14 protein-coding genes are annotated in these 15,372 nt (G+C 68.1%); 10 read left to right on the forward strand and 4 right to left on the reverse strand.

Annotation, left to right across the window (positions count from 1 at the left end; translation table 11 throughout):
* Entirely contained in the window at positions 1-1,170 is a 1,170-nt protein-coding gene (locus AC1Z3O_RS20970; RefSeq protein WP_483517814.1) for an acyl-CoA dehydrogenase family protein, read from the reverse strand.
* 486 nt (positions 1,171-1,656) lie between these two features.
* Here AC1Z3O_RS20970 and AC1Z3O_RS20975 point away from each other — a divergent pair, with 486 nt between their 5' ends.
* From AC1Z3O_RS20975 to AC1Z3O_RS20985, 3 genes are all read left to right on the forward strand, one after another.
* Positions 1,657-2,661, forward strand: a complete 1,005-nt coding sequence (locus AC1Z3O_RS20975) for a tripartite tricarboxylate transporter substrate binding protein BugD (protein ID WP_483521876.1) — start codon at positions 1,657-1,659, stop codon at positions 2,659-2,661.
* A gap of 127 nt (positions 2,662-2,788) precedes the next feature.
* Complete coding sequence (locus tag AC1Z3O_RS20980; RefSeq protein WP_483517815.1) at positions 2,789-4,258, forward strand: TldD/PmbA family protein; 1,470 nt, start codon at positions 2,789-2,791, stop codon at positions 4,256-4,258.
* Positions 4,255-5,628: a metallopeptidase TldD-related protein gene (locus AC1Z3O_RS20985; protein WP_483517816.1), complete on the forward strand. Its 1,374-nt coding sequence runs from the start codon at positions 4,255-4,257 to the stop codon at positions 5,626-5,628. The genes AC1Z3O_RS20980 and AC1Z3O_RS20985 overlap by 4 nt, the downstream gene beginning before the upstream one ends.
* Positions 5,629-5,704: 76 nt before the next feature.
* Here AC1Z3O_RS20985 and AC1Z3O_RS20990 read toward each other — a convergent pair whose 3' ends face one another.
* Positions 5,705-6,607, reverse strand: a complete 903-nt coding sequence (locus AC1Z3O_RS20990; protein ID WP_483517817.1) for a LysR family transcriptional regulator — start codon at positions 6,605-6,607, stop codon at positions 5,705-5,707.
* A 157-nt stretch (positions 6,608-6,764) separates the two neighbouring features.
* Here AC1Z3O_RS20990 and AC1Z3O_RS20995 point away from each other — a divergent pair, with 157 nt between their 5' ends.
* The 7 genes from AC1Z3O_RS20995 to AC1Z3O_RS21025 all read left to right on the forward strand — a co-directional run bounded on the left by AC1Z3O_RS20995 (position 6,765) and on the right by AC1Z3O_RS21025 (position 13,357).
* On the forward strand, positions 6,765-7,763 hold the full coding sequence (locus AC1Z3O_RS20995; RefSeq protein WP_483517818.1) for a Bug family tripartite tricarboxylate transporter substrate binding protein: 999 nt from the start codon (positions 6,765-6,767) through the stop codon (positions 7,761-7,763).
* A 25-nt stretch (positions 7,764-7,788) separates the two neighbouring features.
* Positions 7,789-8,472, forward strand: coding sequence for a 3-oxoacid CoA-transferase subunit A (locus AC1Z3O_RS21000; RefSeq protein WP_483517819.1), 684 nt, complete (start codon positions 7,789-7,791; stop codon positions 8,470-8,472).
* Positions 8,462-9,157, forward strand: coding sequence for a 3-oxoacid CoA-transferase subunit B (locus tag AC1Z3O_RS21005; RefSeq protein ID WP_483517820.1), 696 nt, complete (start codon positions 8,462-8,464; stop codon positions 9,155-9,157). The genes AC1Z3O_RS21000 and AC1Z3O_RS21005 overlap by 11 nt, the downstream gene beginning before the upstream one ends.
* A gap of 47 nt (positions 9,158-9,204) precedes the next feature.
* Complete coding sequence (locus AC1Z3O_RS21010; RefSeq protein ID WP_483517821.1) at positions 9,205-10,248, forward strand: tripartite tricarboxylate transporter substrate binding protein; 1,044 nt, start codon at positions 9,205-9,207, stop codon at positions 10,246-10,248.
* Between the two features lie 76 nt (positions 10,249-10,324).
* On the forward strand, positions 10,325-11,239 hold the full coding sequence (locus AC1Z3O_RS21015; RefSeq protein ID WP_483517822.1) for an SDR family NAD(P)-dependent oxidoreductase: 915 nt from the start codon (positions 10,325-10,327) through the stop codon (positions 11,237-11,239).
* Between the two features lies 1 nt (position 11,240).
* On the forward strand, positions 11,241-12,104 hold the full coding sequence (locus AC1Z3O_RS21020) for a MaoC/PaaZ C-terminal domain-containing protein (protein ID WP_483517823.1): 864 nt from the start codon (positions 11,241-11,243) through the stop codon (positions 12,102-12,104).
* Entirely contained in the window at positions 12,101-13,357 is a 1,257-nt protein-coding gene (locus tag AC1Z3O_RS21025) for a CaiB/BaiF CoA transferase family protein (protein ID WP_483517824.1), read from the forward strand. Before AC1Z3O_RS21020 ends, AC1Z3O_RS21025 begins: the two co-directional genes overlap by 4 nt.
* Positions 13,358-13,473: 116 nt before the next feature.
* Here the strand turns inward: AC1Z3O_RS21025 and AC1Z3O_RS21030 are convergent, their stop codons facing one another.
* Both AC1Z3O_RS21030 and AC1Z3O_RS21035 read right to left on the reverse strand, forming a co-directional pair.
* Positions 13,474-13,971, reverse strand: a complete 498-nt coding sequence (locus tag AC1Z3O_RS21030) for a bacteriohemerythrin (protein ID WP_483517825.1) — start codon at positions 13,969-13,971, stop codon at positions 13,474-13,476.
* 211 nt (positions 13,972-14,182) lie between these two features.
* Positions 14,183-15,145 (reverse strand): PDR/VanB family oxidoreductase, encoded by a 963-nt coding sequence (locus AC1Z3O_RS21035; RefSeq protein WP_483517826.1) that lies wholly within the window; start codon positions 15,143-15,145, stop codon positions 14,183-14,185.
* Between the last annotated feature and the right edge of the window lie 227 nt (positions 15,146-15,372).

Here is a 15,372-nt window from a genome sequence, read left to right on the forward strand (position 1 = left end):
TCAGAACGAACGCGGCAGCTCGAGCACGTGCTCGGCCACGTAGGACAGGATCAGGTTGGTCGAGATCGGCGCCACCTGGTACAGCCGCGTCTCGCGGAACTTGCGCTCGATGTCGTACTCGGCGGCGAAGCCGAAGCCGCCGTGCGTCTGCAGGCAGACGTTGGCCGCCTCCCAGGAGGCATCGGCCGCCAGCAGCTTGGCGATGTTGGCTTCCTTGCCGCAAGGCTTGCCGGCGTCGAATAGCGCGGCGGCCTTGTAGCGCATCAGGCTGGCTGCCTCCACATTGCAGAAGGCGCGCGCGATCGGGAACTGGATACCCTGGTTCTGGCCGATCGGACGGTCGAACACGATGCGCTCGCGCGCATAGCCGCTGGCGCGCTCGACGAACCAGTAGCCATCGCCGATGCACTCCGAGGCGATCAGGATGCGCTCGGCGTTCAGGCCGTCGAGGATGTACTTCAGGCCGCGGCCTTCCTCGCCGATCAGGTTCTCGGCCGGGATCTCCAGGTTGTCGAAGAACAGCTCGTTGGTCTCGTGGTTGACCATATTGCGGATGGGCCGCACCGTGAGGCCCTTGCCGATGGCTTCGCGCAGGTCGACCACGAACACCGACAGGCCCTCGGACTTGCGCTTGACCTGCTCCAGCGGCGTGGTGCGCGCCAGCAGCAGCATCAGGTCGGAGTGCTGCACGCGCGAGATCCACACCTTCTGGCCGTTGATCACGTACTTGTCGCCCTTGCGCACCGCCGTAGTCTTGAGCTTGGTGGTGTCGGTGCCGGTGGTCGGCTCGGTCACCGCCATCGACTGCATGCGCAGATCGCCCGAGGCGATGCTCGGCAGCCAGCGCTGCTTCTGTTCCTCCGAGCCGTGGCGCAGCAGGCAGCCCATCACATACATCTGGCCGTGACAGGCGCCCGAGTTGCCGCCGGCGCGGTTGATTTCCTCCATGATCACCGTGGCGGCGGTCAGCGGCAGGCCGGATCCGCCGTATTGCTCGGGAATCAGCGCCGACAGCCAGCCCGCCTGCGTCAGCGCCTGCACGAAGGTCTCGGGGAAGGCGTTCTGCTCTTCCACGCGCTGCCAATAGGCGGAGTTGAAGCCGGCGCACAGGTCGCGCACGGCCTCGCGGATGTCGGGGTAGATCTGTTCTTCAACCTGTTCGGCAACCATGAATGGGCTCATCCGATATTCGATGGGGATGCGGCCATTATTCCCGAGGGCCTCTGCCCCCGAAATTCGGATTTGCGAAAGAGCGGCTTAGGGTCGCCGGAATTCGGTCGCCGGAATTCGGTCGCCGGAATTCTGCGCGGCGCAGGCGGCACGCCGTATGGCCGTGCGCAAGGGGATGAACCAGCGCAACATGCGACGCGCCGGGCCCGCCTCTGCCCGGCATGTGTCTCAGGGAACTCCCTCGCTTTGCGTGCGCCTTGCGCTGCCTTTGGCAAATGCGAATGGCGCGTCCACGTGATTGGTCCGACCCTTGCCGGAAAACATCGCGATCGGTGCGGCAAGCGGGCACGAGCCCCGGCAGCGGAAAACCGCGGGGGGATACAGCACGAAGCAGCGAGAAGCAGCAGAAAGCTGCCAGAGAGGAGAGCAGACATGAAGCAATTCGCATGGCGGTGGTCCGCACGGCAAGACGTGGAAACCGTAGAGATGGGCCACAGGCACGGCGGCGCCGGATGGCGCGACTGGGCGCTGGGCGCGGCGCTGGCGGCGGCCCTTGCCAGCCCCTTGCCCGGCGAGGCGGCCGATGCCTATCCGAGCAGGCCGATCGCCATGGTGGTGCCCTTCGCCGCGGGCGGGCCCACGGATGTTGTGGCGCGCACGCTAGCCGCCTCGATGTCGAAGACGCTGGGGCAGAGCGTGGTGGTGGAGAACCGGCTGGGCGCGGGCGGCACCGTCTCGGCCGCCTACGTGGCCAAGGCGGCGCCGGATGGCTACACCATCCTGATCCACCACAACGGCATGGCCACCGCGCCGGCGCTGTACCGCAAGCTGTCCTACCATCCGCTGACCGACTTCAGCTTCGTCGGGCAGGTGGCCGACGTGCCCATGACCCTGCTCGGCCGCCACGACCTGCCCGCCGGCAACCTGACGGAACTGATCACCTACATCCGCCAGAACCAGGGCAAGGTCAACCTGGCCAACGCCGGGCTGGGCGCCGTCTCGCAACTGTGCGGGATGCTGTTCCAGAAGGCCATCGGCGTCGAGCTGACAGCCATTCCCTACCAGGGCACCGCACCCGCGCTGACCGCGCTGCTCGGCAGCCAGGTCGATATCCTGTGCGACCAGACCACGCAGACGCTGCCGCACATCAAGGCGAACCGGGTCAAGCTCTACGGCGTCACCACTACCTCCCGCATCAAGGCGCTGCCGGACTCTCCCACCTTGCAGGAGGGCGGGCTGAAAGGCTTCGAGGTCAAGGTCTGGCACGGCATCTACGCGCCCAAGGGCACGCCGCCCGCGGTGATCGCCAGGCTCAACGGCGCGCTGCGCACCGCGCTCAAGGACCCGGCCGTGGCCGCGCGCCTGGCCGACCTGGGCGCGGAGATCGTGCCCGAGGACAAGCAGACGCCGGAGGGCCTGCGCACCTGGCTGCAGTCGGAGATCGAGAAATGGTCGCCCATCATCAAGGCGGCGGGGGTGAAGGCGGACTGAGCCTGGCTTGAACGCGCACGCAGCGCGGCTGGCGGCGCGCCGCCAGCAGGCCCGGTGGCCGGGGTAAGATCATGGGCATTGATCTTCTGCCCGCAGGGCCGGCAGCCGGCGCCTAAAGCAGGCCTGCATGCCGGCCCCCCAGCGGCAGTTCCGGGAGCCCTCCTTGTTCGAACGACTGAGGCAACACTTCGCCGCGCTGCGCACCCGCGCCGACTTCCATTCCCTGCGCGCCGTGCGTGGACGCGGCGAGCATTGCGCCATGCGGCGTGGCGTGGCCGAGCCGCCGCGCTTCAGCGACGACGCAGGCGCCATGCTGACCGCGCGCGTGGGCGGCGCCGAGGCGTATGCCGCCACCGCCGACCTGAGCCCGACCGGCCTGCAGGCGGCGCTGGACCGTGCCGAGGCGCTGGCACGGCAGCTTGCCGGCCATATGCTGGTGGACGCGCGCGGGCTGGTGCCGCCGCAGGGCCGCTCGCAATATACGTCGCCGGGCGCATCGGCCGGCTTCCCGGGGCTGGCCGAGCGATTCGCGTTGCTGGCCGACGAGTCCTCACGGATTCCGCCTGACCCGCGCCTGGCCAACTGGATGCTCTACCTGGACCACAAGCAGGTCGAGCAGCTCTACCTGAACAGCGCCGGCGCCGAGCAATGGCAGGCACTGCGCTTCGTCTATCCCGGCATCAGCGTGACCGCATTCGACGGCAACGACAGCCAGACGCGCAGCTTCGGCGGCTTCGCCAGCGGCCGGCAGGGCGGCGTGGAGGTGATCGACGCGCTCGGCTTCTCCGGCGCCGCGCCGCGGGTGGCCGACGAGGCGCTGCAGTTGCTGATGGCGCCGAATACGCCCAGCGGCACCACCGACCTGCTGCTGATGCCCGAGCAGATGATGCTGCAGATCCACGAGTCGATCGGCCATCCGCTCGAGCTGGACCGCATCCTCGGCGACGAGCGCAACTATGCCGGCACGAGCTTCGTGCGCCAGGAAGACTTCGGCCACTATCAGTACGGCTCCGCGCTGCTCAACGTCACCTTCGATCCCGGCATTGCCGAGGAGCTGGCCAGCTATGACCACGACGACGACGGCACGCCTGCACACAAGGCCTACCTGATCCGTGAGGGCCGCCTGCTGCGGCCGCTGGGCGGCGCGCTGTCGCAGTTCCGCACCGGCATGCCCGGCGTGGCCAACAGCCGCGCCAGCAGCTGGAACCGCGCGCCCATCGACCGCATGGCCAACCTGAACGTGGAGCCGGGCGAGCGCACGCTGGCGCAGCTCATCGGCGGCATCGAGCGCGGCATCCTGATGAACACCAATCGCTCGTGGTCGATCGACGACGCGCGCAACAAATTCCAGTTCGGCTGCGAATGGGGCCAGCTGATCGAGGACGGGGAGCTCAAGGGCGTGGTCAAGAATCCGAACTATCGCGGCATCTCGGCCAGCTTCTGGCGCAGCCTGGCCGCGGTGGGCGATGCGAGTACCTTCGAGGTCCACGGCACGCCCTTCTGCGGCAAGGGCGAGCCCAACCAGGTGGTGCGCGTCGGGCATGCCTCGCCCGCCTGCGTATTCCGGCAGGTCGAGGTGTTCGGGGGGGCGGCATGAGCAACACCACGGGCACCCCCACCGCATCCATGTACCAGGGCCCGATGGAGGCCGCGTTCTCCCGTCTCGTCGACGCAGCGCGCGCCGCGCTGCGTCCCGGCGAGCAGTTCACGCTGTGGTATAGCGCCGAGGACTCGGAGTTCGTCCGTTTCAACCGGGCGCGCGTACGCCAGGCCGGGCAGGTGCGGCAGGCGATGGCATGCCTGCAGCTGATCCGCGACGAGCGGCACGCCGAGATCGCCATCACGCTGGCCGGCGACCCTGGCGCCGACCGCGCGCGGCTGGTCGAGGGCATGGCGCGGCTGCGCGAGGCCATCGGCCAGCTCCAGCCCGATCCCTACCTGATGGTGGCGCGCGATCCCTGGCAACGCCGCCGCGCCGATGCGGACGGCGACGGCGTGCCGGACGGCGCGGCCGTGCTCGCCCAGATCGCAGACGCGGCGGCAGGCCTGGACCTGGCGGGGATCTACGCCGCCGGCCCGCTGTACCGCGGCTTCGCCAACAGCTTCGGCGCCTACGGCTGGCACGCGGTGCCGGCCTGCCATTTCGACTGGAGCCTGTTCCACGCCAACGGCCAGGCGGTCAAGTCCGACTACGCCGCGGCGCGCTGGGATGCAGATGCCTTCGCCGCGCGCTTCGCCCAGGCCCGCGCGCAGCTGGCGCACCTGGGCAAGCCGGCCCGCACGCTGGCGCCGGGCGCGTATCGCGCCTACCTGGCGCCGGCCGCGCTGCACGAGGTGGTGGACATGCTTGGCTGGGGCGGATTTTCCGCTCGCGCGCTGGCCAACAAGGAAAGCCCGCTGCAGCGCCTCTACGATGGCGGCGCGAGCCTGAGCCCCTTGCTGCAGATGGACGAGCTGGCCAGCGGCGCGCTGGCGCCGGCTTTCGGTCCGCAGGGCCTGCCGCGTGCCGACGTGGCCCTGCTGCGCGAAGGCGCGGCGGCCGGCCGGCTGGTCTATCCGCGCAGCGCGCGCGAGTACGGCATGGCGGCCAATTGCGCCGATGCCGACGAGGCGCCACGGTCGCTGTCGGTGGCGGGCGGCGCGCTGGCGCAGCAGGACGTGCTGGCAGCCCTCGGCACCGGCCTCTATATTGGCAACCTGTGGTACCTGAACTGGTCGGATGTGCCGGCGGCCCGCCTGACCGGCATGACCCGCTTTGCCACCTTCTGGGTGGAGGACGGGCGCATCCAGGCGCCGGTCGGCACCATGCGCTTCGACGACAGCCTCTACGATTTCCTCGGCACGCATCTGCAGGCGCTGACCCGTGAGCGCGACCTGCGCGTGTCGAGCAGCACCTACGACGAGCGGCAGACGCAGTCAGCGTTGTTGCCGGGAGCGCTCACCGGCAAGCTGACCCTCACGCTCTGAGCTTGCGCGGGCGCGGCGGCGCCCGCATGCGCCGACAGCGAATGCCCGGCCGGCGCAAGGGCAGGCGCCCGCTTGCTTACACCGGCTCGCGCGCCGCGTCCTTCAGATACTCGATCAGCGTTTCCGCGAACTGCGGCAGCTCGCGCCCCGGGCGGCGCACCAGGCGCAGCTCGCGGCGCGCCCAATCGTCTTCGAGCTGGATGAAACGCAGCACCTTGCGGCTGGCGTAGCGGCGCGCGCAGCTGTTGGGCACGATGGCGATGCCCGCGCCGGCCTCCACCATGCGGCACACCGCGTCAAAGCTGCCTACCTGGATGCGCAGGCTGATGCGCTTGCCCATGCCGCTGGCGATACGGTCGAGGAAGGACTGGATCGCGCTGAACTGGTTCAGGCCGACAAAGCGGCAGCTATCGAGCAGCTCGGCAAAGTGCAGGCGCTTGAACTGCGGCAGCGGGTGATTGACCGGGGCGATGACGATCAGCTCGTCGCTGCACAGCTGCATCGTGTCGAGGTCGTCGGTGGCCACTTCGCCGGCCACGATGCCCAGGTCGGCTGCGCCCGCGCCGATGGCCGAGACGATTTCGGCGGACAGGTGTTCCTCCAGCTCGACATCCACATCGGGATTCTCGGACAGGAAGCGCGACAGTGCCGTGGCCAGGAAGGAGTTGGTGGCCGTGGTGTTGGCCAGCAGCCGCACCCGGCCCTTGACGCCCTTGGCGTAGGGGCGCAGGTCGGAGTGCAGGCACTCCAGCTCGCGGAACACCTCGCGCGCATGGCGCAGCAGCGTCTCGCCCGCCGGCGTCAGGCGCACCCCCTTGACCTGGCGGATCAGCAGCGGGGCCTGGAAGGCCTCTTCGAGCTGCTTGATACGGGTGCTGGCAGCGGGCAGTGACAGGAAGCTGCGTTCTGCAGCGCGGGTCAGATTCTCCGTTTCGCCGACGTTGAGGAACAGGCGCAGGTCGGTCAGATCGTAATGCATGCGTTTCGTCGGGCCAAAGGCCGCTTTTGTGAATCGTGAATTCCCATGTCTCCGCCGTCAATTTATCGTATCTGGCGGTGCAATAGAACCAGACAAAGACGATTCGGCGCTGCCGCCGTGCCAGTGCGGTGCGATAGCCGGTCAAGGAGACTTGGGCATGACAACGGGCAAGAGCAGTTTGCGCCGGGTGGCCGCCGCATGGGTGGCGGCAACGGCATTCTGCATAGCGGGCGCAAGTGGCGCGAGTGGCGCACAGGCCGCTTATCCGGACCGCCCCATCCGCCTGATCGTGCCGGCGGCGGCAGGCGGCACCACCGACATCGCCGCCCGCCTGGTCGGCAAGCGCATGAGCGAGATCCTGGGCCAGCCGATCGTCGTGGACAACCGCGCCGGCGGCGCCGGCATCATCGGCTCGCAGGCCCTCAAGCAGGCCCCGGCCGACGGCTACACGCTGATGATGGGCAATATCGGCCCGAACGCGATCAACTACGCGTTGTACCGTCAGTTGCCCTACCAGCCGCAGGATTTCGCGCCGATCACGATGGTGGTGTCGGTGCCCAATGTGCTGGTGGTCAATGCCAAGGTGCCCGCGCACAACGTCGCCGAGCTGGTCGCGTTGGCCAAGTCCAAGCCGGGCCAGCTTTCCTTCGGTTCCTCCGGCACGGGCCAGTCGGTCCACCTGTCGGGCGAGCTGTTCAAGAAGCGCGCCGGCATCGACATCATCCATGTGCCCTACAAAGGGGCCGCGCCCGCGGTGGCCGACCTGGTGGCCGGCCAGGTGACCATGATGGTCGATAACCTGCCCAGCTCGCTGCCGCAGATCCAGGCCGGCAAGCTGCGCGCGCTGGCCGTGACCAGCGCCGCGCGCGTGCCCGAGCTGCCCGACGTGCCCACCATGAAGGAGGCCGGCTTCGACGACTTCCAGGTGACCGCCTGGTTCGGCCTGGTGGCGCGCGCCGGCACGCCTGCGGCCGTGATCGCGCAACTGCAGAAGGCCGCGGCGAGCGCGCTGGCCGATCCGGACGTCAAGGCGCGGCTGGCCGACCTGGGCGGGCAGCCGGGCGGTGACGCCTCCGAGCACTTCGGCCGCTTCATCGAGCAGGAGCGCGCGCGCTGGGCGCGCGTGGTCAAGGACACCGGCATCCCGCTGCAGTAGCGGCGAATCCGCTGACGGAAACGACATGATCGACAAAACGGTTGCATCCCTGGAAGACGCGGTCGCCGGCATCGGCGACGGCGCCACCGTGCTGGTCGGCGGCTTCGGCGGCTCCGGCATTCCCGGTGCGCTGCTCGACGCGCTGCTGGCGCAGGGCGCGCGCGAACTCACCATCGTCAACAACAACGCCGGCAACGGCGACACCGGCATCGCTGCGCTGATCCGCGCGGGCCGCGTGCGCAAGGTGATCTGCTCGCACCCGCGCTCGAACAACGCTGAAGCCTTCATCGAGGCTTACCGCGCCGGCAAGGTGGCGCTGGAGTGCGTGCCACAGGGCACGCTGGTGGAGCGCATGCGCGCCGCCGGCGCTGGCCTGGGTCCCTTCTTCACCCCGACCGCCTACGGTACCGCGCTGGCCGAAGGCAAGGAGACCCGCGTGATCGACGGCGTCGGCTACGTGCTGGAACAACCGCTGCGCGGCGATTTCGCCCTGGTCAAGGCGCACCGCGCGGACCGCTGGGGCAACCTGAGCTACCGCTACGCGGGCCGCAACTTCGGTCCGGTGATGTGCACCGCCGCGCGCCACACCATTGTGCAGGTCGACGAGATCGTGCCGCTGGGCGAGATGGCGCCGCAGCAAGTGATGACGCCGGGCATCTTCGTGCAGACCGTGGTGCTGGCCGATCGGGGAGTCCGCCATGCCGCATGACGCTCTGCTCCAGCTGCCCCGCCTGAGCCGCGCCCAGATGGCGCGCATCGTGGCCCACGACATCCCGGACGGCAGCGTCGTCAACCTCGGCATCGGCATGCCGACGCTGGTATCCGACCAGCTCCCGGCCGACCGCGAGATCGTGCTGCACAGCGAGAACGGCATCCTCGGCATGGGCCCGGTGATCCGCGAGGGCGCCACCGACCCCGATCTGATCAACGCCAGCAAGGAGCCGATCGGCCTGATTGCGGGCGCGTCGATCTCGGACCACGCGGTGTCGTTCACGATGATGCGCGGCGGCCATATCGACATCACCGTGCTGGGCGGCTTCCAGGTGTCGGCCACGGGGGACCTCGCCAACTGGTCTACCGGCGAGCCCGATGCGATCCCCGCCGTGGGCGGTGCGATGGACCTGGTGGTCGGCGCGGCCAGGCTGTTCGTCATGATGGAACACGTGACGCGCGACGGGCAGCCAAAGATCGTCGAGCGCTGCAGCTATCCGCTGACCGGCATCGGCGTGGTCGACCGCATCTACACCGACCTGGCCGTGATCGACGTGCAGCCTGGCGGCGGGCTGCTGGTGACCGGGCTGGTCGAGGGCGTGTCCTTCGAGGCGGTGCAGGCCCTGTCGGCTGCGCCGCTGGCGCTGGCCGCCGATTGCCGTGTGCTGCGGGCGGGCGGCTGAGGCGCCGCTGGCGGGCGTCAAGACAAGAGCAAGCAGAGGAGACCAGGATGGCGAAGACAATATTCACCAACCGAACCATCGCGCCGCTGCGGTCGGCGCGGTTCTCCGGCAGCGTACGCCGGCACCTGCTGCTGGCCGGCGTGCTGGCGGCCGCCGCAGTGGCCGTCGTGCCGCACGGCGCGCGCGCGGCCGATGCCTGGCCGTCGCGCCCGATCCAGCTCTTGATTCCCTATCCGCCCGGCGGCAGCGCCGACCTGCTGGCGCGCCCGCTCGGGGCCAAGTTGCAGGAGCGGCTGGGCCAGCCCATCGTGCTCGACTATCGGCCCGGCGCGGGCGGTACCATTGCCACCCAGGCGCTGGCGCGCAGCAAGCCTGACGGCTACACGCTGATCATGGTGCTGGCCGCGCACGCGATCAATCCCAGCCTGTATCCCAAGCTGCCCTACGACACACGCAAGGATTTCGCACCGGTCTCGCTGGTGGCCAACCTGCCGCTGATCCTCGCGGCCAGCGGCTCGCTGCAGGCGCGCACGGTGCCCGAGCTGATCGCTGCGGCCAAGGCCGCGCCGGGCAAGATCACCTTCGGTTCGGCCGGCAATGGCAATACCGGCCACCTGGCGGGCGAGCTGTTCGACGCGATGGCGGGCGTCAAGATGACGCACGTGCCCTACAAGGGCAGCGCGCAGGTGGTCAACGCCATGCTGGCCGGCGACATCCAGCTCACCTTCGACAGCATATCGACCTCGATGCCGCAGATCCGCGCCGGCCGCATGAAGGCGCTGGCTGTGACCAGCGCCAAGCGCGCGGCGATGGCGCCCGAGGTGCCGACGCTGGCCGAGGCCGGCGTGCCCGGCTTCGACATCAATGGCTGGTACGCCGTGCTGGCGCCGGCGGGAACGCCGCAGCCCATCGTCGACCGGCTCAGCCGCGAGATCGCCGCGGTGCTGGCGCAGCCCGACCTGCGTGCGCAGATCGCTTCCAACGGCTACGAGCCGGTCGGATCGACCCCAGCGGCGCTGGGCGCCCATATCGACGCCGAGCTGGCGCGCTGGAACAAGGTGGTGCGCGATGCCGGCGTGAAGCTGGAATAAACGACGCAAGAATCCAAGCGCGCGGCGGATCCGCCGCCACGCGCCCGAACCCGTGTATTCAACAGGAGTAGAAGCGATGAGTGGAGTGATGGCAGGCAAGGTGGCGCTGGTGACCGGCGCGGGTGGCGGCATCGGACGTGGCGTGGCACTGGCGCTGGCGGCCGCGGGCGCCAAGGTGGTGGTCAACGACCTGGGCGTGTCGCTGACCGGCGAAGGCGGTGACAAGGGGCCCGCCGACCGCGTGGTCGAGGAGATCCGCGCCGCCGGCGGCGAGGCCGTGGCCAACACCGACAGCGTGTCTAGCTGGAACGGCGCCAACGCCATCGTGCAGTGTGCGCTCGACAACTTCGGCCGCATCGATGCCGTGGTCAACAACGCAGGCAACCTGCGCGACCGCATGTTCTTCAAGATGAACGAGGAAGAGTGGCGCGCGGTGATCGACGTGCACCTGAACGGCACCTTCTTCGTCAGCCGCGCCGCGGCCAACTATTTCAAGGACCAGGAAAGCGGCGCCTACGTGCACATGACGTCCACCTCGGGCCTGATCGGCAACCTGGGCCAGGCCAACTACTCGGCGGCCAAGCTGGGCATTGCCGCGCTGTCGAAGTCGATCGCGCTGGACATGCAGCGCTTCAACGTGCGCTCGAACTGCATCGCGCCCTTCGCCTGGAGCCGCATGACCAGCTCGATCCCGTCGGAAACGCCGGAAGAGAAGGCACGCGTGGCCAAGCTGCAGAAGATGGAGGCCGGCAAGGTGGCGCCGATGGCGGTGTTCCTGGCCAGCGACGCCGCACGCGAGGTCAACGCACAGATCTTCGCCGTGCGCGCCAACGAGATCATGCTGATGAGCCAGCCGCGCCCGGTCCGCTCGGTGCACCTGTCCGAAGGCTGGACGCCGGAATCGATCGCCGAGATCGCGCTGCCCGCCATGCGCAACAGCTTCTTCAAGCTGGAGCGCTCGCCCGACGTGATCAACTGGGACCCGATCTGATATGGCGCTCGACTACGCCCGCATCAAGCACTGGGCCTTCCCCGAGATCACGCAGGCCTACGGCGAGAAGGACTCCATCCTCTACGCGCTCGGACTGGGCCTGGGCGAAGACCCGGTCGACTCTCGCCAGCTGCGCTACGTCTATGAGGACGGCCTCAAGGCCTTCCCCACGCAGGCCGTGGTGCTGGCCTACCCGGGCTTCTGGATGCAGAACCCCGAGGCCGGCATCGACTGGGTCAAGGTGGTGCATGGCGAGCAGCGTCTGCGCCTGCACCGCCCGCTGCCGGCAGCCGGCACCGTGCGCGCGCGTGCTCATATCTCGCACGTGATCGACAAGGGTGCCGACAAGGGCGCGCTGGTGATCACCGAGCGCACGCTGATCGACGACGCCACCGGCGAAGCCTTGGCCACGCTGGCGCAAACCACCTTCTGCCGCGCCGACGGCGGCTTCGGGCAAGGCGACGCTGCGCCCGAGCCGCTGCCGGCCGCGCCGGCGCGCGCGCCGGACGTGGTGCGCGAGATCGCCATCCTGCCGCAGGCTGCGCTGCTGTACCGCCTGAATGCCGACCCCAACCCGCTGCACGCCGATCCGGCGGTGGCGCGCAAGGCTGGCTTCGACCGGCCCATCCTGCACGGGCTGTGCACCTATGGCGTGGCCGCGCGCGCGCTCATCGACACCTGCGCCGATGGCGACGGCGACAGCCTTGCCGAGCTGAACGTGCGTTTCTCGCGCCCGGTCTTCCCAGGCGAAACGCTGCAGGTGCGCATGTGGCGCGAGGGCGGTGGGCGCGTGCTGTTCGACGCGCGCATTCCCGCGCGCGACGTGACGGTGCTGAGCAACGGCGTGGCGGAGTTCCGCGCATGACGGCACCGACCGCAGCCAAGCCGGCATCCGGCGCGCGCGCGCTGGACGGCGTGCGCGTGCTCGACCTCTCGCGCATCCTGGCCGGCCCGTGGTGCGCGCAGAACCTGGCCGACCTCGGCGCCGAGGTGATCAAGGTGGAGCGCCCCCGCGTGGGCGACGACACCCGTTCCTGGGGCCCGCCCTGGCTGCCCGACGGCGACGGCAAGCCCTCGCGCGACGCCACCTACTACGCCGGCGCCAACCGCGGCAAGCACTCGCTCACGCTGGACATCGCCAGCGCCGAAGGGCAGGCCATCGTGCGCGAACTGGCGGCGAAGTCGCACATCGTGCTGGAGAACTATAAGGTCGGCGACCTGAAGCGCTACGGGCTGGATTTCGACAGCCTCAAGGCGGTCAACCCGGCCCTGGTCTATTGCTCGATCACCGGCTACGGCCAGGAAGGCCCCAGCGCGCACAAGCCGGGCTATGACTTCATCTTCCAGGGCATCGGCGGCCTGATGAGCATCACCGGCGAGCGCGACGACCTGCCCGGCGGCGGCCCGCAGAAGGTGGGCGTGGCCGTGGTGGACATGCTCACCGGCATGTACGCCACCGTCGCCGTGCTGGCCGCGCTGCGCCACGCGGAGCGCACCGGCGAAGGCCAGCACATCGACATCGCCCTGCTCGACGCCGTGGTCGCGGTGGGTGCCACGCCCATCATCGCCCAGCGCATCACCGGCAAGGTGCCTGGCCGCTTCGGCAACGCCCACGCCAATATGGTGCCCTACCACGTGTTCGCCACCGCCGACGGTTACATGATCGTGGCCGCCGGCAACGACGGGCAGTGGCAAGCCTATTGCCGCGGCGTCGACCGCCCCGACCTGGCCGCCGACGAACGCTTCCGTACCGGCCCCGGCCGCCTGGTCAACCGCGATGCGCTGGTGCCCATGCTGGAAGCGCATATGCGCACCCGGCCCACCGCCTTTTGGGTGGATGCGCTGGAGCGCGAAGGCATCCCCTGCGGCCCCATCAACGACTACGCCCAGGTGCTGGAAGACCCGCAGGTGCGCCACCGCGAACTGCAGGTCGACCTGACCCGCAGCGACGGTGGTCTGTGCCCCACGGTGAAGAGTCCGCTGCGTCTGTCGGCCACGCCGGTGCGCTATGACGCGGCGCCGCCACGGCTCGGGGAGCATACCGACGCGGTGTTGTCGGGCGTGCTGGGCAAGAGCGAGGAGGAGATTGTGGCGCTGCGGGAGCGGAAGGTGATTTGAGGGATGGGTTTGGCTGATTGGCTCTCCATGCGCCACGGAGAGCCAATCGTCAATGGTGGGGACTCATTCTGGCAGCAATTTGTGCTGGATTTTCGTACGCGGAGCCCGTGAGCCATTCAGTCAAGCTTCCGGCGCAACACGATGGGCTTTCCCCCCATGTTCTGTTTGGTCATCCAGGCAGCCAGCGCGGAATCCAGGTAGTCGGCATGACCCGGGAACCAGTCAAAAAGGGCCATCCCGATGTCTCGAACCAGGTCGGCGCCGGCCTTCCCCTGTGCGACAGCTTGCTTGACTTCACCGACCGACTTCAGCACAGCGGCATGCTCGTCGACGTGGCAATCCCGCGGGGGGAAGTTGGTGGAGCGCATCCATTCGTCTTCCTGCCCGAAATGGCTGATCGCGTGCTGCTCGAATTGTTCGATCGCTTCCGCGGCGCTCGCATCCGAGCAGGTCACCAGTTTCAGCGCAAGCACGTAGAACTCCTTATGCACGTCGTCCATGGGAGTGAACCCGAGCAGACGCGCATCGGACCAAGCGAGACTGTTGTCGCTAGTCGGCATCGGCGCACTGGCATCCCGGGTCGATGGGGCGCGGGAGGAAGTCTGGTCGTTCATGTTCAAGGTCTCGTGTTGTGCCCGTGTGTCGCACCAGGGACGCGATGCAGGAACCGCGGCGCTGACGTGTCGGCAGCTTCGCACGTCGCAGATGTATCGAGGGATACTGCCCCCAGCTGCTCCCATTCTACTGGCTGCGCGAAGGCCGTCGGCTCAAACCGATTTACCTGGTAGGCAACAGCCGAGCAGGGGCGTTGCCATTGATGCTGGCTCAGAGGTCCAGTATCAGTTCGCCCGATTTTGCGCGCGACACGCAGACCATGATCTGCGTTGCTTTCTCGTCGTCCCGCAGCACCAGATCTCGATGATCCACCTCACCCGAGCACAGCGCGGTCCGGCAGGATCCGCAGGTACCGCTTTCGCATGAACTCGCAACGTGCACGTTTGCGGCGCGCAGCACCTCAAGGATGGAGCGATCAGCCGGGACGTCCAGCGACGTGCCGGTGCGCTTGAGCTGAACCATGAACGGCGTGTTCACCTGCGCGTTCGCGTTGTTTGCGCCGAAACTTTCAAAGTGAACGGTGCCAGACGGCCAGTGCCCCGTCATGTCGCGCACCGTGTCCATCAGCATCTGCGGGCCGCAGCAGTAGATGTGTGCTGCCTTGGGCCGCTCGAACAGTGTCCAGAAGTCGAATGATCTGGCGGGGTCGCCGAAATCGTGGTGAATCTTCACCGTCGAGCGCCACTCGTCGCTGCCGAGCTCATCCAGGAACGCCGTACCCTCCGGGTCGCGGGCCAGGTAGTACAGCTTGAAATCCCGCAAGCCTTCCGCCTTCAGTTGGCGAGCCATCGAGAGCATCGGCGTGATACCAATGCCACCCGCGACAAGAATGAACGACTTCGCGCGCTCGTCGAGCGGGAATTCGTTTCGCGGCAGGGATACGTCAATCAGATCACCTGCGGACGTGTTGTCGATCAGGCTCATGGATCCGCCGCGCCCGTTGCTGTCACGCTTGACCGCGATGACGTAGCGATGACTTTCCTGGGAATCGTTGCAGAGGGAATAGCTGCGGCGCATGGCATTGGGTACCACGACGGTCAAATTCGATCCGGCTTCGAACGGCGGAAGCGGCGCGCCCTGCGGATCGGTCAGCTCAAAGCGCCAGATGTCGCGTGCAATCTTCTCCTTCTCCGCGATCTTCAGCCGCAGAAAACCGCTTTCCTGGGTAGTCATGCCTGTCTCCCTCTACTTGATTCGTTCCGCTTCGGTGGGTGGCTTGTATCATATGACTAGATATCTAATTACGCAAGCGACGTAATCGACGGTTGAAGTTTTCGGTTGGTATAAACCCTCACTTGTCAGCGACAACCGGGCCTCGTAGTCTAATAACTAGACGTCTAATGAAAAAGTTGGCAACGATAGGCCGCCACCGTCCCGCGTGGAGGTCCGACCGATCGAGT

This window comes from Cupriavidus sp. 09_S30 (assembly GCF_056930435.1).